Below are 22772 nucleotides of genomic sequence, written 5' to 3' on the forward strand. Positions count from 1 at the left end.
CTAGCTGAGCGCCACGTTGACTGCCGATTCCGGCAGCTCCGCATTGAAGCAGCGCTGATAGAACTCGGCGACCAGGGGACGCTCGAGCTCGTCGCACTTGTTGAGAAAGGTGACGCGGAACGCGAAGCCGATATCGCCGAAGATGTCGGCGTTTTCCGCCCAGGTGATCACCGTGCGCGGGCTCATCACCGTCGACAGATCGCCATTGGCGAAGGCGTTACGGGTGAGATCGGCAAGGCGAACCATCTTGTTGACGATGTCGCGGCCTTCCGGGGTGCGATAATGCTTGGCCTTGGCCAGCACGATCTCCACTTCCTCGTCATGGGCGAGATAGTTCAGCGTGGTGACGATCGACCAGCGGTCCATCTGACCCTGGTTGATCTGCTGGGTGCCGTGATAGAGGCCCGAGGTGTCGCCGAGACCGACCGTGTTGGCGGTCGAGAACATGCGAAACGCCGGGTGCGGCTTGATCACCTTGTTCTGGTCGAGCAGCGTCAGGCGACCGGAGACTTCCAGCACGCGCTGGATCACGAACATCACGTCCGGGCGGCCGGCGTCGTATTCGTCGAACACCAGCGCGATGTTGTGCTGGAGCGCCCAGGGCAGAATGCCATCACGGAATTCGGTGACCTGCTTGCCGTCGCGGACCACGATGGAGTCCTTGCCGACGAGATCGATACGGCTGATGTGGCTGTCGAGGTTGACGCGCACGCAGGGCCAGTTCAGGCGGGCGGCGACCTGCTCGATATGGGTGGATTTGCCGGTGCCGTGATAGCCGGTGACCATCACGCGGCGATTGCGGGCAAAGCCGGCGAGAATGGCGAGCGTGGTGGCGCGGTCGAAGCGGTAGTCGGAATCGACTTCGGGCACATGAGGATCGACGGCGGAATAAGCCGGCACTTCAAGATCACTGTCGATCCCGAACACCTGGCGCACCGACACCTTCATGTCGGGCAGACCGGAAACTTCCTCAACTTTGGACATGGCGGCGGTCGTCATCAATCCTCCGAGGTCCCGGGCGGTCCCGAGACCAGTTATTTGCACGTTGGCTGCGGCTGGGTGCGCCTGCGAACCTATCAGAGACAACGTGCGGGCAGAAGCCCGCGCCCCAATCAAAGTTCCGCTGTCTTTTCATTTAGATAGGCAAGGAACGCAGTTTTTGAAAGGCTGCTCTGCGAATCACGCGCGAATTTCGGGCAGGGTCACGGGCCTGCCCATGCGAATGGCACATTCACCGCCTCTCCTTATTTATGTAGGGTCTAAACCCCTTCAGGGCCTCCCTTTCAGGCCCGAACCCCTGACACCGCGCCGATACGAAAGACGTCGTGACATCCTTCCTTGATCCCCTCATCTCCTTCGTTTCGGCCCATGCGTGGCTGGCCTACCTGACCCTGTTCCTGGCAGCGCTTCTCGAAGCCGTTCCGGTAGTGGGATCGGTGATCCCCGGCTCGACCATCATCCTGGCCCTGAGCGCACTGGTTCCGGGCGGGGACCTGAAACTGCAATGGGTGCTGCTGGCCGCCGCGTTCGGCGCCGTGCTGGGTGACGGCTCGGCCTACTGGATCGGGCACCGGCGCCAGCGCGAGATCCTGAACACCTGGCCACTGACCAATTATCCGCGCGTGGTCGAGCAGAGCGAACGCTTCTTCCATCGCTTCGGCACCTGGGCCGTGTTCTTCGCCCGCTTCGTGCCGCCGATCCGCGCGTTCGTGCCTGTTACTGCCGGCGCGCTCGGCATGGCGCCGGCCAGGTTTTATGCGGTCAACATTCCGGCGATCCTGTTCTGGGCGCCGGCGCATGTGCTGCCGGGCGTGCTGGCCGTGTCGGCCCTGCATGAATATGCCGGGCCGCATCACGGGCATCCGTTCAAGCACATGTGGATTTTGACCGTGGCCGGCGTCGCGATCGTCGTGGGCGTAGCGGTCTGGATCTATCACCGGCGGAATGGCGGTACTGTCGCCGGTGCGAAGCCGCCAGCCTAGACCTGCTGCGTCCGAGCACTTCGACCTCAACCTCGCCGCCGCTAGCGTGGGAGGGCGGCTTCCGGCGGCACGACGACTGAACCAAGCGGCACATCCAGGGAATAGATGAATCCGGCCGGTTCGTAGGCGAGTTGCACCCGACCGCTCAGTTGCTGGCCGAGAGACTCCATCATGCGGGTGCCGAAGCTCCGCCGCGTTGGAGGCACGACCGCCGGCCCCCCTCTTTCCGTCCACACAAGGCGGAGCCGTTGCTTCGGCTCATCCATCGTCCATGCAATTTCGACCCGCCCGGTGGCGACCGACAAGGCCCCAAACTTGGTGGTGTTGGTGCACAGTTCGTTGAAGGTCATGGCAAGCGCGATGACCGCCGGGGAGGTAATCCTGATGTCGGGTCCGTTGAAATGAAAACGCCTGTCGCCCTGACCGTCATAGGGCTCCGTCGCGCTGCTCAGCGTGTGAGTCAGGCTGGCATCTGCCCAACTGACCCGCATCAGCAGATCGTGCGCTCGTCCCAATGCAATCAGCCTTCCCTCCATTGCCTTCTGTCCGTGCTCAATGCTGGGGGCTGCGCGGAAGCTCTGGGACGCGATAGCGCTGACCATCGACAGAGTATTCTTGACGCGATGGTGAAGTTCCCCGAGGATCAGTTTCTGCAATTTGTCTGCGGCTTCTCGCTGCTCGGCATCGATCCCGGCCTGGACAAGGAGGGTCTGCGCGTCAATCCCGGCCTGTTCAAGCAGCAGGCGAAGACTGTCGTTCTCCGCGGAAAGGACGGACTCCTGCGCGGAGCGGGCCGCGGAATCAGCCGTCGCCTCGGCGTGAAGCGCCTGATCCGCCGGCCAGTCCGTTGGTCGGGGAACAATCTTGAGCGCCCCCGCACCCACCATCTTCTGCAACTCGGCAATCATCTGCTCGACGCCAAGCGGTTTGCCGAAGAAGCGGCTGTTCTGCGGCCTTTCCGCATCAGATGGTTTCACTTGACCTGAAACCAGTATGATCTTGATCGAGGGCCAGCGGTCGTGCACCGCATGCGCGAGTTTCAAGCCGTCAATGCTTCCGGGCATCTGGATGTCCGTGAATAGCAGCGAGATGTCCGAGCGGGACTCAAGAATCGATATCGCCTCGTCGGCGTTGACGGCCTCGACTGGATGAAAGCCGGCATCCTCCACGATGTCCACTGCGCGCATGCGCAGGACCATTTCGTCCTCGACGATAAGCACGTTCGGCACCGAATCTGTATCTGCTGACATGGATGGCCTCACGCTTTTTCAAAGGAGCTGGATCGATCAGGAAAATTATTCGCGAACGGCGAAAGGACTTGCCCAGTTACTCAGCGGCTCGACGCGGTCCGTGATGAATGCGTTTGTCGCACGAGACGACAGGCATTCGCGGCTTCCTTCAGCGCGTCATCTCCGATGAACGGATGAGGGGAATCCGCCTTATCGGCGGGTGCTCACAAGACGAGCTTCCACGATTTTTCCGCCCAAGCCCATGTCTTGCAAACAAGCGGCGGAGAAATCGGGCCAGGTCTGTGTGGAGCAATTCGAAACTGCGGCCCGGACTTCAAGTCGGTCACCTTTGGTCATCGTGACGACCTCACTCGATTGCACCTGGGGGGTGAAACCCGGGAGGGCGATAACCAACGCCACGAGGAGCGAGAACATCGCCGCCGCCGAGAGTAATCTAACCATTTTGGGCTGCTGACTTTTTGATCTTCGGTCCCGCCGCTCTCGGGGACCATGTTGGCAACAACCTGATCGACAGCCGGTTCCACGAAAACAACTTGTATTTGTCCCGGCTTGCAACAGTGCCTGTACAATTAGCAGCCGGCCCAATTTCTATCCGCAAGCGCTAACTGGCCCAATTCGCTCTGGCGAATGAACTGGCACGGAGCTCCTTAGCTCTTGAGTGCGGTAACCGTCCCTCTTCGCCCCGGCGCCGGTCCCACATAACGCGCCCGCGGACGGATCAGCTTGCCGAACTGCAATTGCTCGCTAGCATGCGCGATCCAGCCGACGCTACGGGCCATCGCGAACAATGCGAGCTCGCTGCCGGCAGGCAGGCGCAGCGCGTGCACGAGGACCGCGAGCGCATAGTCGATGTTGACCAGCTCGCCGGTGGCCTCAATGATCCGCTCAGGCACTTCGCGCGTGAATTTTCGCGGCGCGCCGGCGCGGGTGAGCGCGTTGAGCAACGATTGCGCGCGGGGATCGCCGCGCTTGTAGACGCCGTGGCCGAAGCCGGCAAAGCGCTCGCCGAGCGCAACGCGCTCGCGCACCATCGGCGCGACATCGCGGTCAATCAGCGTCTTGACGAGCTGCGAGGCCAGCACGCCGGCGCCACCGTGTTTCGGACCTTTCAGCGCGGCGAGGCCGGCGATGACGGAGTCGTAGAGATTGAGACCGGTCGAGGCCGCACAGCGCGCAGTGAAGGTCGAGGCGTTCAATTCGTGATCCGCCAACAGCACCAGCGCGCGGCGGATCAGATCGGGGGCGTGCTTGTTGTCGGGCGCCCAGGCTTTTGCGATCTGCTGATGCAGCGGCTCGGATGAGGGCTCGGCGTTGAGCATGGTCGCGACCAGCAGCCGGACGATGCGGCCGCCAACCATGGCGCGGCCATCGGGCGCGCGGGTGAAGGCACGCGCGTCCGCGCTTGAAGCGAGCGCGAGCACCGCGATGGCGCGGTCGATCGGCGCGGCGCGGCGCGCGGCGTCCGCGATCGCGCGCATCTCCTCGGAGATCTCTGGCTGATTGTCCTGTGCGAACGGATCGACGTCGGAGACATCCCAGAGCAGCGTCGCCGTGTGCTCCAGCGTGTCGTTCTCGGCGAGGTCGACGCAGTTCACGCCGCGGTAGATCGCGCCCTCCTCGGTAATGGTCGAGATCTCGGTATCCATCACCGGCAGATCGGCATCGAAGCTGCGCAAGCCCCGCGGCTCCGGCGACGGCACCCGGCGCTCCTTCAGGGCGCGGACGTCCTCGGCGCGGTAGCGGTTTTTCCGCGAGTCGGGCGTCGGCTCTGAGCGGATCAGGCCGCGGCTGACATAGGCGTAGAGCGTGGCCGGCGAGATCGCGAGCTCGGCGGCGGCTTCCCGGGCGGAGAGGTAGAGGCCCTCGGAATTTTTCATATTGAATTATGTAATCAAGATTGATCAATCTGTCGAGAGGCCCGATTTTTCCCTGGTGCAGTTGCAAAGGAGATTGGGCCATGAACATCCACCTCACCAAAAGCCAGATCGGGCTGGACGGCATTCCCGCGGCCGAAACCGTGCTGAGCCATGTCGACGGCGAGCGCGGCGAGCTGATCATCGCCGGCGAGCATGTCGGCCGCCTCGCCGCTATCTCGAGCTTCGAGGGCGTCACCGCCCGGCTCTGGAACGGCGCCAGCAAGACCAGCTTGAGCGAAGCCAATGTGCGGGCGAGTCTCGGCGCTGCCCGTGAGCGAGCTTTCGCGCGACTGCCGGAGCTTTTGCCCGCGACCGGCGGCATGGGCATCGTCGACGGGTTCCGCGCCGCGGTCGCAGGACTTCGCGCCGAGCACGGCCTCGAACACCAGGCGACCATCGTCGGCGCGTTTCCGGTCATCGCGGGCGCACTGGTCCGGCGCGCCAAAGGGCTTGATCCGGTCGCGCCCGATCCGGACGCCAGCCATGCCGCCGATACGCTGCGCATGCTGCTTGGGCGTGTGCCTGAAACGCGGGAAGTCGCCGCGCTCGATGCCTATCTCGTCACCGCCAGCGACCACGGCATGAACGCCTCGACCTTCACCGCGCGCGTGGTGGCCTCGACGCAGGCCGATCTGTTCGCGGCCGTCACCGCGGGCTATTGCGCGCTGACAGGGCCGTTGCACGGCGGCGCGCCGGAGCCGGTGCTGGAGATGCTCGATGCGATCGGCTCGCGCGAGCGCATTCAGCCCTGGGTGGACGCGGCGCTGGCGCGCGGCGAGCGGATGATGGGTTTTGGCCATCGCGTCTATCGCGTGCGCGATCCGCGCGCCGACGTGCTCAAGACCGCGGTCGAAGCACTGGCGTCCAACGGCACCGATTTGCCGTTCGCCGGCGAGGTGGAGGCCTATATCCGCAGCGCGCTCCGCAAGAAGAATCCGGAGCGGCCGCTGGAGACCAATGTGGAATTCTTCACCGCGATCCTGCTCGACGCGCTGGCGATTCCACGGCAGGCGTTCACGCCGATCTTCGCGGTGGCGCGCAGCGCGGGGTGGACCGCGCATGCGCGCGAGCAGCAGCGGACGGGGCGGCTGATAAGGCCGAGCTCGTCGTATGTCGGGGCGATGCCGGAGTGAGGAAGTAGCGCGGATGGAGCGCAATCCGGGCTACGGAGCCGTGCTCCGCATTCAGGAATCGTAGGGTGGGCAAAGGCGCACTTGCGCCGTGCCCACCATCGATCCGAAATTGCAAAGAAAGTCGTGGGCACGCTTCCGCCGTCGCTCTGCGAGCTATGGCGGACAAGTCGCTTTGCCCACCTTACGGCACTTGCGCGAGGGGAGAGCCCTAGGCCTCCCGCACCACCGTCTTCAGATAATTATACGCCTTGATGATCTCGATCAGGCGGTCCTCGGTCGAGCGGTCGCCGCCATTGGCGTCGGGGTGGTGCTGCTTGACCAGCGCCTTGTACTTGGACTTGACGTCGGCGAGCGTGGCATCGGGGCCGAGGCCCATGACCTGGAGCGCCTTGCGCTCGGCGTTCATCACCTTGCGCGTCTCGGCCTTGGGCGGGGCCTGCGGGCCGCTGCGCGAGTTGGTGCGGCCATTGATCTCGGCGAACATGTTGAGCGGATCGAACGCGCCCTCGATCTCGACTTCCGCACCCTTCTTGCCGCCGTTGGCACCCATCTTCCAGGTCGGACGGTGACCGGTCAGCGCATCCTTCTGGTAGCGCGCGACGGCGTCGGCATTCATGCCGGAGAAGAAATTGTAGTTCTGGTTATATTCGCGCACGTGATTCAGGCAGAAGTGCCAGTACTCACGCTGGTTGTCGCGGCCCTTGGGCGCGCGATGGGCGCCCTTGTTCTGACACCCGGCCCATTCGCAATTGACCACGGCGTCGCGCGGCTTCACCTCCGGCTGCTTGCCTTTCGGCTTCACGCGGATGGAGTCGAAGAACTTTGATGAATCGATCGGCATGGCTGACTTTGACTACGCAATGCAAAAACCTTCAAGTCTTGACATTGCAATTAGGACAAAACCCCGTAGCACTTCGGCATTTTCAGGATGGCTGCCGGTGGGCGGCCTATGCAATTGACGGGGCCCTTGCGCACGCTTTAATGGCACTCATGGCCATGAAAGATACTATCAGCAACAAGTTGCAGGAAGCTTTCACGCCGGAAAGCCTGCAGGTCGTCGACGAGTCACATTTGCATGAGGGCCATGCCGGCCATCGGCCGAGCGGCGAGACGCACTTCCGCGTTTATATCGTGTCTGCCGCCTTCAAAGGGAAGAGCCGGGTCGACCGCCATCGCATGATAAATGCGGCGCTGGCCGCGGAACTCGCGGGCAGCGTCCACGCGCTGGCGATCCACGCGCAGGCGCCGGGGGAAGGCGGGACGTGACCAAGTCGGCGCTCCGACTGCGCTTTCTCACCTCATCCTGAGGAGCGCGCCCTTGCGCGCGTCTCGAAGGATAGAGGCCCCCGCTGCGGCATCTCGGCCTGCATGGTTCGAGACGGCGCTTGCGCGCCTCCTCGCCATGAGGGTTTAAAACGACGTTCCCGCCCGCCTCGGCTTCGTCTCTTCCACCTCCGCGTCGCGCGGCACCGGTGAAATACGGAGCGCGGTGATGCGGTTGCGTTCGCGGCGCAGGACGCGGAAGCGGAAGCCGTGGAAGGTAAAACTCTGGCCGCGGTCGGGGATCGAGCGCGCTTCGTGAATGACGAGGCCGGCCACCGTCGTGGCCTCTTCATCGGGCAGGTGCCAATCCATGGCGCGGTTGAGATCGCGGATCGGCACCGAGCCGTCGACCACGACCGAGCCGTCCGGCTGGGCGCGCACGCCGGCGACCACGACGTCGTGCTCGTCGGAGATGTCGCCGACGATTTCTTCCAGAATGTCTTCCAGCGTCACCAGACCTTCGACTTCGCCATACTCGTCGACGACGAGCGCGAAATGGGTTTTTCGGCGCCGGAACGCCTTCAACTGCTCGGACACGGGCCGCATCTCCGGCACGAACCAGGGCGGCAGCGCGATGGTGGAGACGTCGATGCGGGAGGTGTCGCCATCGGCGACACGGATCGCGCGCAACAAATCCTTGGCGTGGAGCACGCCAATGATGTTTTCCGGCTTCTCGCGCCACAGCGGAATGCGGGTGTATTCGGTCGCCAGCACCTCGCGCACCAGCTCTTCCGGCGGCAGATCGGCGTTGATCATCATCATCTCGGTGCGATGGATCATGACGTCGGAGACCTGGAGCTCGCGCAGGTCGAGCAAGCCACCGAGCATGTCGCGATCCTGCTTCTCGACCTTGCCCTCGTGATGCAAAAGGTCGACCGCGCCGCGCAGGCGTTCGGTCGGCGACAGGATCGCCTGGTGCTCGCCGGCAAGACCGAACAGGCGCAGCAACATGCGGACGATGACTTCGACGATCCCCAGCAGCGGCCCCAGCACATACATCGTGATCCGCATCGGGCGCGCGACCGCCAGCGCCATGCGGTCGGGCGCGTTGATGGCGATGGTCTTGGGCAGCACTTCGGCGAAGATCACCACCAGCACGGTCATCACGCCGGTCGCATAGAGCACGCCGACATCGCCGAACCAGGACGTGAAGATGCTGGTGGCGAGCGCGGATGCACTGATATTGGCGATGTTGTTGCCGAGCAGCAGCGCGCCGATCAGCCGCTCGCGCATGTCGAGCAGTTGCGAGACCACGTCGGCGTCGCGGTTGCCCTGCTTGGAGAGCCGCAACATGCTGGCGCGCGAGGCACCGATCAGCGCGGTCTCACTCGCGGCAAAGAAGCCCGAGACGAGAAGGCAGAGGACGACGATGGTGAAGCCGAGCCAGTCCATGCACCACTCGAGAAAAAAGTTCAGCCGCGCATCACGCCTTCTGCGCGAGCTTGTGTTGCAGGAAATCGCGCACCGGGGCCGGCTCGACGTCCTTGGCGATCACGGCGCGTCCCACGGCCTCCAGCAGGATGAAGGTGAGCTTGCCGCGCTTGACCTTCTTGTCCTGCGCCATCAGGGCCATCAGCGCGTCGGCGTCAGCGAGGCCTTCCTGGGCGAAACCCGCGATGTCCTGCAAGCGGGTCGGCAGGCCCGCTTCGATGAGATGCCGCTCGACGCGGGCCGCATCGCCCTCGCCGATCATGCCGAGTTTTGCGGAGAACTGCGCCGCCAGCGTCATGCCGATCGACACGCCCTCGCCGTGGAACAGGCGGTCGGAGAAGCCGGTCGCTGCTTCCAGCGCATGACCGAAGGTGTGGCCGAGATTGAGCAGCGCGCGCTCGCCGGTCTCGCGCTCGTCGCGCGAGACGACACCCGCCTTGGCGCGGCAGGAGGTCGCGATCGCATGCTCGCGGGCGGAGCCGCCCGTGAAGATGTCGGCGTGGTTCTTCTCGAGCCAGGCGAAGAAGGCTTCGTCGCCGAGCACGCCGTATTTGGCGACCTCGGCATAGCCGGCGCGGAACTGCCGCGGCGACAGCGTGTCGAGCACGGCGGTGTCGGCAATCACCAGCACCGGCTGGTGAAAGGCGCCGAGCAGGTTCTTGCCCTGCGGCGAGTTGATGCCGGTCTTGCCGCCGACGGAGGAATCGACCTGCGCCAGCAGCGAGGTCGGGACCTGCACGAAGTCGACGCCGCGGCGCAGGATCGCGGCTGCGAAGCCGGCGAGATCGCCGACCACGCCGCCACCGAGCGCGATGACGAGATCGTTGCGCTCGATCCTGGCGGCGATCAGGGCCTCGCTGACCTTTTCGAGGCCCGCATAGGTTTTGGAGATCTCGCCTTCCTCGACGACGATGCGCGAGGTCGGAATGCCGCTCGCCGCGAGCGATGCTTCGGTGGGCTCGAGCCAGTGCTTTGCCACCGTGCGATCCGTCACGATCGCGGTGCGCACGCCGGGGCGCAAGCGCGCGACCCGTTCGCCGAGCGAGGCCAGCACGCCGCGGCCGATGACGATGTCATAGGCGCGGTCGCCCAGCGCGACGTCGACATTGACTGGGGCGGAATGTTTCAGGGGCGCAGTCATCGTACGGCACTCGCGACGTCGGCAGGTGGTGGGGCGGCCTGTTCGCCGCAGAGATGGGCGCGCAGGGTCTCGATGGTCTCATCGACGATCCTGTCGTGCGGCACGTCGCGCGAAGCGATGGTGAGATCGGCATGGCCGTAGACGGGCTCGCGCTCGATGAGCAGGCGCGTCACGGTGCCTTCGGGATCGGCGGTCTGGAGCAGCGGGCGGTCCGCACGCCGGCGGACGCGGCGCATGATCACGTCAGGGTCGGCCTTGAGCCAGATCGAGATCGCCCTCGCCGCGATGCGGCCCCGCGTCTCCTCGCGCATGAAGGCACCGCCGCCGGTCGCCAGCACGACGGGTCCGCCGTCGAGCAGGCGCGCGATCACCCGGGCCTCGCCGTCGCGGAAATGCGGCTCGCCGTGGCGCTCGAAAATCTCGGGTATGGTCATGCCGGCCGCCGCCTCGATCTCGGTGTCGGCGTCGACGAAGGGCAGCTTGAGCCGGGTCGCCATGCGCCGGCCGATGGTGGATTTGCCCACCCCCATCATGCCGACGAGCACGATCGAGCGCGCCCCGAGCGCCGACAGGATGTCGGCCTCAGGCGAAGCTGGTATCGGCAACGCGGCGTCAGACATGGATCTCGCTCTGGATCTCGCTCTGGACCTTGCTCTGGGTCTCGCTCAGCCTGCCGCCAAAGACGGCATCCTTTGGCCACCTATACGACCCCAAAGGGGGGCTCGCCAGTGGACTCTTGCCACGAAACGGCGAACATGTTGGATGATTTCATTGGTTAATTTGCCACGCCTCGAGACCTCACCCGATGCCCAGCCTGTTCCGCTTCCTGACGGTCGTCGCCGTGCTCGCCGGCATCGTCTATGGCGTGGTGTTCGCGCTGGCGAATTTCGTGAGCCCGAAGTCGCGGGAAATGACGGTGACGATCCCGCCGGATAAGTTTCTCAAGAAATAGGAGCTAGCCTCCTGGGCATGCGTGCAAAGCCCTCTGACACCAAGCTCACCGGCCTGTTCCTCGACATGCTCGCGGCGGAACAGGGCGCCGGCCCCAATACGCTCGATGCCTATCGCCGCGACCTCACCGATTTCTCCGAGTTTCTCGGCCGCGTCGGCCATACATTCGCGGACGCCGGGACGCAGACACTGCGTGACTACCTCGCCGACCTCGACACCCGCGGCTTCAAATCCACCAGCGTCGCGCGACGACTGTCGGCGATGCGGCATCTCTATCGCTTCCTGCTGAACGAGCGGATTCGAGCTGAGGATCCCGCAGCGATCCTGTCCGGCCCCAAGCGCGGCCGGGGCCTGCCAAAAGTGCTGTCGATTGCGGATGTCGACCGCATGCTCCGTCGCGCGAAGGAATTGAGCGAGGCGGAGGATGCTTCGGCCGCGAAGCGGCTGCGCGCCTTGCGGCTCTATTGCCTGCTCGAGGTGCTCTACGCCACGGGCCTGCGTGTCTCCGAGCTGGTGGCGCTGCCGCGCACGGCAGCCAAGCGCGACGCGCGCATGATCGTGGTGCGCGGCAAGGGCAACAAGGAACGGCTGGTGCCGCTCAACGAGGCCTCGCGGCAGGCGATGGCGGATTATCTCGGCGCAACGGAAGCCGCGAAGACGGAGAAAAAGAAAGACAGTCTCGCCGCCTCGAAATGGCTGTTCCCTTCCTTCGGCGAGAGCGGACATCTGACGCGGCAGCATTTTGCCCGCGACCTCAAGGAGCTCGCGGTCGCCTCGGGGCTTCAAGCCCGGCTGGTCTCGCCGCATGTGCTGCGGCATGCGTTTGCCAGCCACCTGCTGCATAACGGTGCCGATCTGCGCATCGTGCAGACCCTGCTCGGCCACACCGATATCTCGACGACGCAGATCTACACCCATGTGGTGGAGGAGCGGCTGAAGAGCCTGGTGCGCGACCTGCACCCGCTGGCGGAGAAGTAGACCGGTCTCGTGCCCCCATGAAACCGCCTTGACTTCGGCCACATCTCCGCAGAAAGAGCCGGGGCTCACGATCGATTTGGCCGCTCCCGGGAGCGCACAGGCCAACTCATTGAAGAAGCTACACTTCTTTCCGCGACACCGAATCCGCTTCGACGCCTCGCCCCGTCCTCCCTATATTGAGTTGATGCCAGATCAGATGCGCAGCTATCTCGACTTCGAAAAGCCCGTCGCCGAGCTCGACTCCAAGGTCGACGAGCTCAGGACGCTGGCCGCCTCCGGCACCGACATCGCCGAGGAGATCGGGAAGATCGAGGACAAGGCGGCGCAGGCGCTGGCCGACCTCTATCTGAACCTGACGCCGTGGCAGAAGACGCTGGTCGCGCGGCATCCGCAGCGGCCGCATTTCAACGATTTCATCAAGGGCCTGATCACCGAATTCACCCCGCTCGCCGGCGACCGCAAGTTCGGCGAGGACGAGGCGCTGGTCGCCGGCTTCGGCCGTTTCCGCGGCGAAGCCATTTGCGTGATGGGCCAGGAAAAGGGCGATTCCACCGAGAGCCGCATCAAGCACAATTTCGGCATGGCCCGGCCCGAGGGCTATCGCAAATGCGTGCGGCTGATGGAGATGGCCGAGCGGTTCGGCCTTCCCGTGCTGTCGCTCGCCGACTCCGCCGGCGCCTATCCCGGCATCGGCGCCGAGGAGCGGGGACAGGCCGAGGCGATCGCGCGCTCGACCGATGCCTGCATGGCGCTGACCGTGCCGAACGTCGCCATCATCACCGGCGAGGGCATGTCGGGCGGCGCCATCGCCATCACCACCGCCAACAGGGTGCTGATGCTGGAGCACGCGATCTACAGCGTGATCTCCCCGGAGGCGGCGTCCTCGATCCTCTGGCGCGACGGCTCCAAGGCGCAGGAAGCCGCCAACAACATGAAGATCACCGCCCAGGACATGCTCCGCTTCGGGGTGATCGACAGCATCCTGAAAGAGCCGGTCGGCGGCGCCCACCGCGACCCCGCCGCCATGATCGCGACCACGGGCGACGCCATCGCCAAGGCCTTTGATGAGATGCGCGGCCTGGACGGCGACGCCATCCGCAAGCAGCGCCGGCAGAAATTCCTCGATATCGGCCGGAAACTGGGCTGATTCGGACGGTTTTGGTGCCGTAGGGTGGGTTAGCCGAAGGCGTAACCCACCACTGTTCGCGTCCGCAGGGACAAAAGAGGTGGGTTACGCTGCGCTAACTTTGGTCTCTCAGGAGGTTGTCCATCTGGTCTGAACCGAGGAAGCTGAGGTTGCGAAGCTTCAGTATTCCAAGGAAAGACCAGATGAACGTCCACAAGAATGCGCCTTTGACGCCCAAAGGTCGAGAGGCGATGGTGCGCAGCGTCGTCGAGGGCGGGCTGAGCCCAGCCGACGCGGCCCACCAGTTCAACACGACAGCGAAGACCGTTGCCAAATGGGTCAAGCGGTTCCGCGCGGAGGGTGTCGAAGGGTTGCGGGATCGCTCCTCGAGGCCTCTTTCATCGCCAAGCCAAACCCCGCCAGCCACGCGCGCCGCCGTCGAGACGTTGCGCCGGCAGCGCCACACCGGCAAGCAGATCGCAGCCGAGGTTAAGGTGTCGCCGGCCACTGTCAGCCGCATCCTTCGTCACTTGGGATTAAGCCGGATACGCGATCTGGAGCCCGCCGAACCGGTGCGCAGGTACGAACGCGAGCAGCCCGGCGAACTCATCCATATCGACATCAAGAAGCTCGGCAGGTTCGTCAGACCAGGCCACCGCATCACACACGATCGCCAGATGGGCGAAAGCCGTGGCGCCGGCCACGAGTTCGTCCACGTTGCCATCGACGATGCATCGCGCCTGGCCTTCTCCCAGATCCGGCAAGATCAAAAAAAGGAGAGCGCCATCGCCTTCCTCAAGGAGGCCGTCACCTACTACCGCAGCCTCGGCATGAAGGTCACCGGCATCATGACCGACAACGGCTCCTGCTACCGCGCCAAGGCCTTTGCCAGAGCGTGCAGCAAGCTCGGCCTCAAGCACATCTTCACCAGGCCCTACAGACCGCAAACAAACGGCAAGGCCGAGCGCTTCATCCAGACAGTGCTCCGTGAGTGGGCTTATGCTCGGGCCTACGACACCTCAGATCAGCGCGCCAAAAACCTGCCAATCTGGCTTCATCACTACAACTGGCATCGCCCGCACGGCAGTCTGCAAGCCAAACCACCCATCAGCCGCCTCGGCCTACCGATGGACGACCTCCTGAGATTCCACAGCTAACCCACCCTACAAGTCCGGTCGGCTACCCCCGGTAACCCCGCGTTAACCCTTTTTTTGCCCAAATCAGCGATCTGAGTCCCAATCGGGCCGGAAGGCCCAAGTAAGGCCCAAAGTCGCGTCCATTTAGTCTTCGTTGACCATGCCACTGGGCCAACGGGCTCGTGATCCCCGCTCGGGTTGCGACCACATGACCCAGAGGTTAGAATTTTAATCAATGGCTTCAGGGCATAAGCGCTGGAGCATGGTTGCGAAAAGCCCGTCACGGCGGGTCCGGATCTCCGGTCCGATCATGCTTCGAATTTGGGGTTTGCGCTCCTTGCCCGGCACGGTGTGGGGTCCATCTTGATTTCTCGTTCGCTTGCTCGCGCGCTTTTGGCTTCGGTTGCGCTGATGACGGCCAGTGTTCTGCTGGCCGGCTGCGACACCGACCAGGTTTCGCTCGCGACCAATGCCAAGGCCAATCAGCCGGTGCCGCCAAAGCTTCTCGCCGCGATGGTCGAGAAGAACATGGATCTGCAATCGCCGATCTTGGTCCGCCTGTTCAAGCAGGAGGCCGAGCTCGAGGTCTGGAAGCAGGCCCGCAACGGCCAGTTCGCGCTGCTCAAGACTTATCCGATCTGCCGTTGGTCGGGCGATCTCGGACCGAAGGTGCGCGAAGGCGACCGCCAGGCGCCGGAGGGGTTCTACTCGATCAATCCGAGCCAGATGAATCCGCAATCGGCCTACTACCTGTCGTTCAACACGGGCTATCCGAACGCGTTCGACAAGGCGCTGGGCCGTACCGGCTCGCAGCTGATGGTCCATGGCGACTGCTCGTCGCGCGGCTGCTACGCGATGACGGACGAGCAGATCGCGGAGATCTATTCGCTCGGCCGCGAGTCGTTCTTCGGCGGCCAGAAGGCGTTCCAGCTGCAGGCCTATCCGTTCAAGATGAATCCGGTGAACATGGCCAAGCACCGGAACAACCCGAACATGCCGTTCTGGAAGATGATCAAGGAAGGCTATGATCATTTCGAGGTGACGCGGCAGGAGCCGAAGGTCGATTTCTGCGAGCGCAAATACGTGTTCGACGCCGCAAAGCCGGCGGACGCCAAGCGCGATCCGGTGTTCGACGCGTCGGCCAAGTGCCCCGTCTATGTGATCCCCGAGGACATCGCCAGCGCCGTGCGCGAGAAGGACCAGCGCGACCAGGCCGAGACCAACAAGCTGGTGTCGCGCGGCACGCCGATGGCGCGCATGAACACCGGCATCGACGGCGGCATGAACAAGATCTTCGCCTCCAAGATTCCGGAAGGCTCGACCGGCCTGTCCGAGCGCGCCGAAGGCTCGACGCTGGAAATGCTGGCGATGTCGAAGGCACCGGGCACCATCCCCGGCCACGTCAATCCGCCCAAGCCCAATCTCGACGCGATCGCAGCCGCGCCGCAGGAAGAGCCGGTCGTCGCGGTCACCGCGCCCACCGCCAACACGCGCGTCGCCACAGCCGCACCGGCCGAAAAGTCCGGAGGCTTCTTCTCGAACCTAGGCCGCAAGATGGGCATGGGCGCCGCAGACACCACCGCGACCACGCCTCCGCCGCAGGCGACTGCATCCGTGGCCCCTGCCGCGACGACCACGACGCCGCCAACCGCAGCGTCGAGGCTGAAGGCCGCCGTGACCCGCATCATTCCCGGCCATGACAAGTCGAAGGACGCGCCGAAGCCGGCTGTCGCCGCCGCCAAGCCCGCCGAGCCGACGAAGCCCGATACCCGGCTTGCCGCAACGCGTCCCGCACTGAAGCCGTCGGTGGATGGTGGTGCGGGTGAAGCAGCGCAGATGATGGGATCGGCGCCGGTGGTGTCCTCGAACTCGTTCGAGAGCCGCTTTGGGGCGGTAAAGTAAGGGGCTCGCCCCGTCCGTAGTCTCTCAGGTCCATCCCAGCCTGCCGCCGTCATTCCCCGCGAAAGCGGGGAATCCAGTATTCCAGAGGCACCAGTTGTCGATCGAGAAGCCGCGGCGTACTGAATGCCCCGCCTTCGCGGGGCATGACAGTTGAGATGGGGTGAGAGCGCTGGACCTCATTTACAGAGGGTAGCGGGTCCTACGGCGCCAGATACCGCAACAACTCCGGATTGCCCTTCACATCCCCCGCCGCGCCTTGCAGCGCGACCCGTCCGCGGTCCAGCACGTAGGCATAGTCGGCGACGCGCAGCGCCAGATCGAGATGCTGCTCGACGATGATCACGGCGATGCTCTTGGCGAGCTCGATCAGGCGTTCGGTGATCTCCTCGATCACGCCGATCCAGACGCCTTCGGTCGGCTCGTCCAGCAGCAGCAGTTTTGGATCGCCGAGCATGGCGCGGCCGATGGCGAGCATCTTGCGTTCGCCGCCGGAGAGCGTGCCCGCGGGCTGGTCGAGGCGCTGGCCGAGTTTTGGGAAGATCGCAAGCACGTGGTCGACGGCGTCGGCCTTCTTGCTCGCGAGCGAGCCCACCGCGAGATTGTCGCGCACCGACAGGCGCGCGAACACCGAATGCTCCTGCGGGACGTAGCCGATGCCGGCGCGCACGCGCTCCTGCGTGGCGCGGCGGCTGATGTCGCGGCCGTCGAAGGCGACCTCGCCCTTCCACGCCGGCAGCTCGCCGACGATGGTCTTCATCAGCGTGGTCTTGCCGGCACCGTTGCGGCCGAGCACGGCGACACCGCCGCGCCAGGGGATGCCGAGGGTGACGTCGAACAGGACCTGGCTGCGGCCATAGCCGGCGTCGAGATGCTTGATGTCCAAAAATTCAGGCACGGCGCAGATAAATCTCCTGGACGGATTTGTTGGCCTGGATCTCGGACACGGTGCCTGACGCCAGCACCTTGCCCTGGTCGAGCACGGTGAGGCGATCGCAGATGTCGCGGATGAAATCGAGGTCGTGCTCGACGATGACGAGCGAGCAATGCTTCTTGATCGGCTGCAGCAATTCGCCGGTGACGCGGCGCTCCTCCAGGCTCATGCCGCCGGTGGGCTCGTCGAGCAAGAGAAGTTTGGGCTTGCCCGCGAGCGCCATCGCGATCTCCAGCCATTGCTGCTGACCGTGCGAGAGCGCCGCCGCCGCATCGAAGGCACGGTCGGCGAGGCGAAACTGCGTCAGCATGGTCATGACTTGGTCGTGCAGCGCGCCGCGCGTGCGCGAGAACACCAGGTCGAACAGCGAGGACTGCGCCTGCAGCGCGAGCAGGATGTTGTCGTACAGCGTCAGCGACGGCAACACGGAGGTGATCTGGAACTTCAGGCTCATGCCGGCGCGTGCCCGCTCGGTCGGCGTGAACGCGGTGATGTCGGTGTTGACGAAGGAGACTTTGCCTTGCGTCGGCACTTCGGCGCCCGCGATGCACTTCATCAGCGTGCTCTTGCCGGAGCCGTTCGGGCCAATCAGGCCGTGAAACTCGTTCTCGCCGACGCTGAGCGCAGCGCCGTCGAGCGCGGTGAGCTTGCCGAAGACTTTTTTGATGCCGGCGGCTTCAAGGAGCATTGCGCTTCTCCTTTTCGATCGCCTTGACGTTCTCTTTGGGCCTGGCACCAAAGCTGCCGACCCGCTCGCGCTCGCCCAGCACGAAGCTGATCAGGCCGAGCGGCCGGAACAGGATCACGAGCAGCAGCAGCAATCCCAGAATGATCGGCCAGATATCGCGGTAATTGTCCGACAGCCAGAAGCTGACGCCCTCGACGATGACGGCGCCGATGACCGCACCGATCAGCGTACCGGAGCCGCCGAACAGCACATAGAGCACCACTTGCGTCGAGACGACGACGCCGACCATGTTGGGCCAGACAAAACCTTCGTGGAAGGCGTAGAGGCTGCCAGCGAGGCCCGCGATGGCGCCGCCGATCGCGAAGATGATCGCTTTCAGATGCTGCGCCTTATAGCCGAAGAAGGCGATGCGCTGCTCGTTCTCGCGCAGGCCTGCGAGCGCAAGGCCGAATTGCGAGCGCACCAGGAAGCGGCAGAGCAGGTAAACGACGACGAGGATGCCGAGCACGAGATAGTAGAAGGGCGGGCCTTCCGAGAATTCGTAACCACCGAGCGACATCGGCGCGATCGAGGGAATGCCGTTCTGGCCGCCGAGATAGTACCAGCCGCGCGCAAGACGGTCCGCGGCGTAGGAGCCGGTCAACGTGCCCAGCGACACGAAGATCACGCTCGAGGGATGCCGCCCGAGCAGCAGGAAGCCGCCGAGCAGCAGCGCGAAGGTGAGGCCGATCAGCGTGCCCGCCGGCAGCACCAGGAAGATGTTGGTGATGTCCAGGTCGCGCGCCAGCAGCGCGACGCCATAGCCGGCCGAGCCGAAGAACAGGGCCTGGCCGAAGCTCATGATGCCGGCATAGCCCCAGACCAGGTCGAACGAGAGCGCGAACAGCGCGAGGATGATCACGCGCGTCGCGAACACCGTGAGGTAGTCCTGGAGCACCATTGGCGCGAGCAGCGCCGCGACGAGCACGATGCCTTCCACGATCGGCAGGACTTTTCGCCCCGAAGCAGTTTGCTTCGCTGGTCCGTGCTCAGCCATTGCGGCATCCGTCTCCCCGCCGATCCCGGCGGGGACTGCCTGCTTCATTGCGCCCATCGACTTCGGCATTCCGCTTTAGCACTCTTTGGGATCGACGAGACCGTTGCTGCGTTCAACGATCTCGTAATTCCCGGCCTTGGCGACCGCCGTGTACATCTTCATCTTGCAGTGCCGCTTGCCCGGCACCATTTCGGCGGGTCCGCCCGGACCTTCCGCGATCTTGGCATGATCGAGCGCCGCGGCAACCGAGTCGCGGTCGACCTTGCCGGCTTCCTTGACGGCGGCTTCCCACAGCTTGAGGCCGCGATAGGTACCGGTGGCGGCGCTGCCGGCCGCGAACAGGAAGTTGCCCGGAAAGTCCTTCTCGTAGGCCGCCTGGATCTTCGCGTCGAACGGGTTCTCCTTGGTCAGCACCTTGAAGTAATCGAGACAGCTCGCGAGCCCTTCGATCTCGGCCGCCTGATTGATGTTGAGCGTATTCTCGTCATAGTAGACGCAGGCCAGACGCCCACCGTTCTTGAGGAAGCCGGCTTCATAGAGCTGCTTGAAGAACGGGCCGACGCCCGGCGGGATGACGGTGTTGAAGACGACGTCGACCTTGTTGGAAATGATGCGGTTGACGGTCGCGGAGAAGTCGACCTGGTCGAGCGGATAATATTCCTCGAACACGACCTCGCCGCCGTTGGCCTCGATCACCTTGCGGGCGTAGACGTTGAGCGTGTGCGGCCAGACATAATTGGCGCTGGGCAGTGCGAACTTCTTGCCCCCGTTCTTGATCAGCCAGGGGATAAACTCGTCGCACTGCTGTGCCGGCGTCGGCCCGGTGCAGAACAGATAGGGCGTGCACTCCTTGCCTTCGTAGAGCTGGGGATAGATGTAGAGCGTTTTGCCGCGCGCCACGATCGGGTCCTTGATCGCATTGCGCATCGACGAGGTGATGCCGCCCAGCACCATGTCGACCTTGTCGCGCTGGATCAGCTTTCGCACGTTGCCCACCGCGACCGACTCGTTCGAGGCGGTGTCTTCGATGTAGAGCTCGAGCGGACGGCCGAGCAGGCCGCCGGCGGTGTTGATCTCCTTGATCACCATCTTGGCGACATTGGCGTCCGCGTTGCCCGCGTATGCAATCGGCCCGGTGAGGTCGGTGGCGATCCCGACCTTGATCGGGCCTTCCGCGGCATTGGCCCAGGGCGCGGGAATCACCCAGCTGCCGACACCGGTCGCGACCGCGCCGGTGGCAAAGGCAAAATTGGAAAGAAAGCGGCGGCGCGAAAGCTGAGTACGATCGAACATGACTAAACCCCTTTTCCAGCGATGAGGCCCTGCGGCCGGAATTTGATGAAGACAATGGCGAGAACGAAGACGAGGACGTCGGCGACGACGGGCGCCATCACCCATGGCAGCGCGGCACTGAGCGTGCCGATGACACCGGCGCCCGCGACCGGCCCGATGAAGGAGCCGACGCCGCCGACCATGACGGCGACAAAACCCTGGATCAGGAAGCGCAGGCCGAGATCGGCGTAGAGGCTGAACACCGGCACGATCAGCGCACCGGCGAGACCGGCGAGCGCGGAGCCGAACGCAAACGTGGCGCCGTACATCAGGGGCGTGGAGATGCCCGAGGCGCGCGCCAGCGAAGGATTCTCCAGCGTGGCGCGCATGCGCAGGCCGAAGCTCGTGCGCGACAGCAGGAGATAGCAGCCCGCCATCACCAGGAGTGTGATGACGATGATGGTGAAGCGCCAGGCCGAGATGTGCATGGCGCCGATGTCGATGGAGCCGCCGATCGGCTCCGGCACGGTGAGATAAAAGCCGCCGATCAGGCCGCGCACGGATTCGCGAATGATCAGCCCGAGCGCGTAGGTGCCGAGCATGGCGACGATGGGCGCTGCGTAGAAGCGGCGGATGATCAGCGCCTCCAGCACGAAGCCGAGCGCACCGACCACGAAGGGCGCGGCGACCATGCCGGCCCAGATCGGCAAGCCCTTTGCGTAGGCGAGATAGGTGATGTAGGCCCCGAGCAGGACGAACTCGCCCTGCGCGAAGTTGAAGATGCCCATCATGCTGGCGATGATCCCGAGCCCCAGCACGATCAGGACGATGATCGCGCCGAAACTCAGGATCTCGAACGCCGCGACGAACGCGTTAGCCATATGATGCTGTTCCGTCCGCCCGTATCAATGACCAGCTCACATCTTCTTCCAGTCGCCGATCTGCTCGAACGCATGGGCAGCGCGGTAGATGGTGGATTCCTCGAACATCCGTCCGACCAGCATCAGGCCGACCGGCAGGCCGTCGACCATGCCGCAGGGCAGCGACATCGCGGGATGATGGGTGATGTCGAATGGCGCGGTATTCGAGATCATCTCCAGCGCGCGGGCGACGTAGTCTTCGCGGCTGGCGGTCGGCTCCGGCAGCTTGGTTGCCTTCATCGGCGTGGTCGGCAGCAGCAGCAGATCGTAGTCCTTGAACGCCTTGTCGTAGGCCGCGGTCAGGCGCCGCGAGATGTTGAGCGCCTTGCCGTAATAGCGCGGACCGAAATTGTTGTTGATGTAGGTCCCGAGCAGCAGAAACAGCTTCGTCGTCTCGGACAGCGAGTCCGCCTGACGGCGCCAGCCGCGGTGGAAATCCATCAGCGTGGTCGAATAGAGGTCGGACCGGCTCAGGCCGTAGCCGTCGCCATACATCATGGTCTGGGTCATGCCCTCGGTGCCGATCGGCGTCCAGATCGCGGGACCGACGAGATGCATCGGGATCGAGACGATCTCGACGGTCGCGCCCAGATCCTTGAAGCGCTTTGCGGCTTCGCGAACGCTTTCGTTGACCGCGGCTTCCGCCGTCGCCTGCTCAAAACCTTCCTTCAAGATGCCGATCTTCATGCCCTTGACGCCCTGGCCGAGCGCCTTGGTGTACTCCTCGACCTTCGGGGCCTTGATGCGGGGATCGTAGCCGTCATCGCCGGCGAGCACTTCGAGCAGCAGCGCGTTGTCGGCGACGGTCGCGGTCATCGGGCCGGTGTGATCGACAAACACCTCGATCGGCATGATGCCGGTGTAGGGCACGAGGCCCCAGGTCGGCTTCATGCCGTAGGTGCCGCAGAACGAGGACGGCATGCGGATCGAGCCGCCCTGGTCGCCGCCGATGGCCATGTCGACCTCGCCGAGGGCTACGACGACGCCTGAGCCCGAAGACGAGCCGCCGGCCGAATAGCCCATCTTGTGCGGATTGTGCACGGCACCGACTGCGTTGGTGTGGCTGCCGCCGGACATGCAGAAAGATTCGCAATGCACTTTTCCGGCGATCTCGGCGCCGGCATCGAGCATACGCGTGACGATGGTGGCGTCGAAATCAGGGACGTAGCCTTCGAGCGTCGCCGAGCCGTTCATCATGGGAACGCCGGCAAGCATGATGTTGTCTTTCAGCGCGACAGTCTTGCCCTTGAGCTTGCCGCTAGCCGCACCCTTCACGGTCGATTTGCGGTACCAGGCGTTGCGCGGATTCTCTTCCGGCGAGGGCCGATAACCCGGCGTGCGCGGATATTTCACCTCGGGCACCTCGTCCGGCATCGCGCCGACGAGATTATAGGCTTCGATCGAGCCCTGCATCAGGCCGCGGAACGAGGTGACGTCATCATCGGTCAGTGAAAGGCCGCACTGGTCGGCGACATCGAGAAGTTGGGCGGGCGTTGGAAGAACAACAGTCACGGCACTCTCCTGAGGCTTCTTGATCCCTGGCGTTAACGGAAGCCGCTCAGCCTGCGCCTGCACGGCGCGGGCCAACCGGCTTCGCCTCGATATTACAGACGGAAATATTTTCCTTTTCAAGTATTATTTCGCAAATCGACTGCG

The 22772-nt window shown here is 64.3% G+C and carries 21 protein-coding genes; 8 read left to right on the forward strand and 13 right to left on the reverse strand.

The window, feature by feature from the left end:
- Entirely contained in the window at positions 1 to 984 is a 984-nt protein-coding gene (gene cobS, locus AB7532_RS33865) for a cobaltochelatase subunit CobS (RefSeq protein WP_441238985.1), read from the reverse strand.
- Between the two features lie 341 nt (positions 985 to 1325).
- Between cobS and AB7532_RS33870 the strand changes: the two genes are divergently transcribed.
- Positions 1326 to 1982: a DedA family protein gene (locus tag AB7532_RS33870; RefSeq protein WP_441238986.1), complete on the forward strand. Its 657-nt coding sequence runs from the start codon at positions 1326 to 1328 to the stop codon at positions 1980 to 1982.
- A gap of 41 nt (positions 1983 to 2023) precedes the next feature.
- On the opposite strand, the gene AB7532_RS33875 is transcribed toward AB7532_RS33870, so the two are convergent.
- Together AB7532_RS33875 and AB7532_RS33880 are read right to left on the reverse strand one after the other, a co-directional pair.
- Positions 2024 to 3232 (reverse strand): sensor histidine kinase, encoded by a 1209-nt coding sequence (locus AB7532_RS33875; protein WP_441238987.1) that lies wholly within the window; start codon positions 3230 to 3232, stop codon positions 2024 to 2026.
- A gap of 647 nt (positions 3233 to 3879) precedes the next feature.
- Complete coding sequence (locus AB7532_RS33880; RefSeq protein WP_441238988.1) at positions 3880 to 5109, reverse strand: citrate/2-methylcitrate synthase; 1230 nt, start codon at positions 5107 to 5109, stop codon at positions 3880 to 3882.
- Between the two features lie 80 nt (positions 5110 to 5189).
- On the opposite strand from AB7532_RS33880, the gene AB7532_RS33885 reads away from it, so the two are divergent.
- The gene (locus AB7532_RS33885; RefSeq protein ID WP_441238989.1) at positions 5190 to 6281 is read left to right on the forward strand and encodes a citrate synthase/methylcitrate synthase; all 1092 of its coding nucleotides are present in this window, start codon (positions 5190 to 5192) and stop codon (positions 6279 to 6281) included.
- A gap of 208 nt (positions 6282 to 6489) precedes the next feature.
- Here AB7532_RS33885 and AB7532_RS33890 read toward each other — a convergent pair whose 3' ends face one another.
- Entirely contained in the window at positions 6490 to 7122 is a 633-nt protein-coding gene (locus AB7532_RS33890) for a J domain-containing protein (RefSeq protein WP_441238990.1), read from the reverse strand.
- A gap of 149 nt (positions 7123 to 7271) precedes the next feature.
- On the opposite strand from AB7532_RS33890, the gene AB7532_RS33895 reads away from it, so the two are divergent.
- Positions 7272 to 7547, forward strand: a complete 276-nt coding sequence (locus AB7532_RS33895; RefSeq protein ID WP_441238991.1) for a BolA family protein — start codon at positions 7272 to 7274, stop codon at positions 7545 to 7547.
- A gap of 144 nt (positions 7548 to 7691) precedes the next feature.
- On the opposite strand, the gene AB7532_RS33900 is transcribed toward AB7532_RS33895, so the two are convergent.
- The 3 genes from AB7532_RS33900 to AB7532_RS33910 are packed head-to-tail and all read right to left on the reverse strand — an operon-like array spanning position 7692 to position 10796.
- The gene (locus AB7532_RS33900) at positions 7692 to 8996 is read right to left on the reverse strand and encodes an HlyC/CorC family transporter (RefSeq protein ID WP_441238992.1); all 1305 of its coding nucleotides are present in this window, start codon (positions 8994 to 8996) and stop codon (positions 7692 to 7694) included.
- Positions 8997 to 9027: 31 nt separating this feature from the next.
- On the reverse strand, positions 9028 to 10176 hold the full coding sequence (gene aroB, locus AB7532_RS33905; protein WP_441238993.1) for a 3-dehydroquinate synthase: 1149 nt from the start codon (positions 10174 to 10176) through the stop codon (positions 9028 to 9030).
- A complete protein-coding gene (locus tag AB7532_RS33910) occupies positions 10173 to 10796 on the reverse strand; it encodes a shikimate kinase (protein WP_441238994.1) in 624 nt (207 codons plus the stop codon). The genes aroB and AB7532_RS33910 overlap by 4 nt, the downstream gene beginning before the upstream one ends.
- Before the next feature lie 185 nt (positions 10797 to 10981).
- On the opposite strand from AB7532_RS33910, the gene AB7532_RS33915 reads away from it, so the two are divergent.
- The 5 genes from AB7532_RS33915 to AB7532_RS33935 all read left to right on the forward strand — a co-directional run bounded on the left by AB7532_RS33915 (position 10982) and on the right by AB7532_RS33935 (position 16269).
- On the forward strand, positions 10982 to 11128 hold the full coding sequence (locus tag AB7532_RS33915) for a hypothetical protein (protein WP_035730492.1): 147 nt from the start codon (positions 10982 to 10984) through the stop codon (positions 11126 to 11128).
- A 17-nt stretch (positions 11129 to 11145) separates the two neighbouring features.
- Positions 11146 to 12105: a site-specific tyrosine recombinase XerD gene (xerD, locus tag AB7532_RS33920; RefSeq protein WP_441238995.1), complete on the forward strand. Its 960-nt coding sequence runs from the start codon at positions 11146 to 11148 to the stop codon at positions 12103 to 12105.
- 184 nt (positions 12106 to 12289) lie between these two features.
- Positions 12290 to 13252 carry an acetyl-CoA carboxylase carboxyltransferase subunit alpha gene (locus tag AB7532_RS33925; protein ID WP_441238996.1) on the forward strand — a complete coding sequence of 321 codons (963 nt, stop codon included), beginning with the start codon at positions 12290 to 12292 and terminating at the stop codon, positions 13250 to 13252.
- 182 nt (positions 13253 to 13434) lie between these two features.
- Positions 13435 to 14388 carry an IS481 family transposase gene (locus tag AB7532_RS33930; protein ID WP_441232939.1) on the forward strand — a complete coding sequence of 318 codons (954 nt, stop codon included), beginning with the start codon at positions 13435 to 13437 and terminating at the stop codon, positions 14386 to 14388.
- Between the two features lie 390 nt (positions 14389 to 14778).
- Positions 14779 to 16269, forward strand: a complete 1491-nt coding sequence (locus tag AB7532_RS33935; protein ID WP_441238997.1) for a L,D-transpeptidase family protein — start codon at positions 14779 to 14781, stop codon at positions 16267 to 16269.
- Between the two features lie 199 nt (positions 16270 to 16468).
- On the opposite strand, the gene AB7532_RS33940 is transcribed toward AB7532_RS33935, so the two are convergent.
- Genes AB7532_RS33940 through AB7532_RS33965 form a run of 6 tightly spaced genes read right to left on the reverse strand, consistent with a single transcriptional unit; the run spans position 16469 to position 22628 of the window.
- Complete coding sequence (locus AB7532_RS33940) at positions 16469 to 17164, reverse strand: branched-chain amino acid ABC transporter ATP-binding protein (RefSeq protein ID WP_441238998.1); 696 nt, start codon at positions 17162 to 17164, stop codon at positions 16469 to 16471.
- A complete protein-coding gene (locus AB7532_RS33945; protein ID WP_441238999.1) occupies positions 17157 to 17888 on the reverse strand; it encodes an ABC transporter ATP-binding protein in 732 nt (243 codons plus the stop codon). The genes AB7532_RS33940 and AB7532_RS33945 overlap by 8 nt, the downstream gene beginning before the upstream one ends.
- Entirely contained in the window at positions 17878 to 18993 is a 1116-nt protein-coding gene (locus AB7532_RS33950; RefSeq protein WP_441239000.1) for a branched-chain amino acid ABC transporter permease, read from the reverse strand. The genes AB7532_RS33945 and AB7532_RS33950 overlap by 11 nt, the downstream gene beginning before the upstream one ends.
- A 6-nt stretch (positions 18994 to 18999) precedes the next feature.
- Positions 19000 to 20217, reverse strand: coding sequence for a substrate-binding protein (locus tag AB7532_RS33955; protein WP_441239001.1), 1218 nt, complete (start codon positions 20215 to 20217; stop codon positions 19000 to 19002).
- 2 nt (positions 20218 to 20219) lie between these two features.
- The gene (locus AB7532_RS33960) at positions 20220 to 21077 is read right to left on the reverse strand and encodes a branched-chain amino acid ABC transporter permease (RefSeq protein ID WP_063980618.1); all 858 of its coding nucleotides are present in this window, start codon (positions 21075 to 21077) and stop codon (positions 20220 to 20222) included.
- A 36-nt stretch (positions 21078 to 21113) separates the two neighbouring features.
- Positions 21114 to 22628, reverse strand: coding sequence for an amidase (locus AB7532_RS33965; RefSeq protein ID WP_441239002.1), 1515 nt, complete (start codon positions 22626 to 22628; stop codon positions 21114 to 21116).
- Positions 22629 to 22772: the final 144 nt, after the last annotated feature.

The sequence above is a fragment of the Bradyrhizobium sp. 930_D9_N1_4 genome (assembly GCF_052076015.1).
In the GTDB taxonomy this organism is placed as follows: Bacteria; Pseudomonadota; Alphaproteobacteria; order Rhizobiales; family Xanthobacteraceae; genus Bradyrhizobium.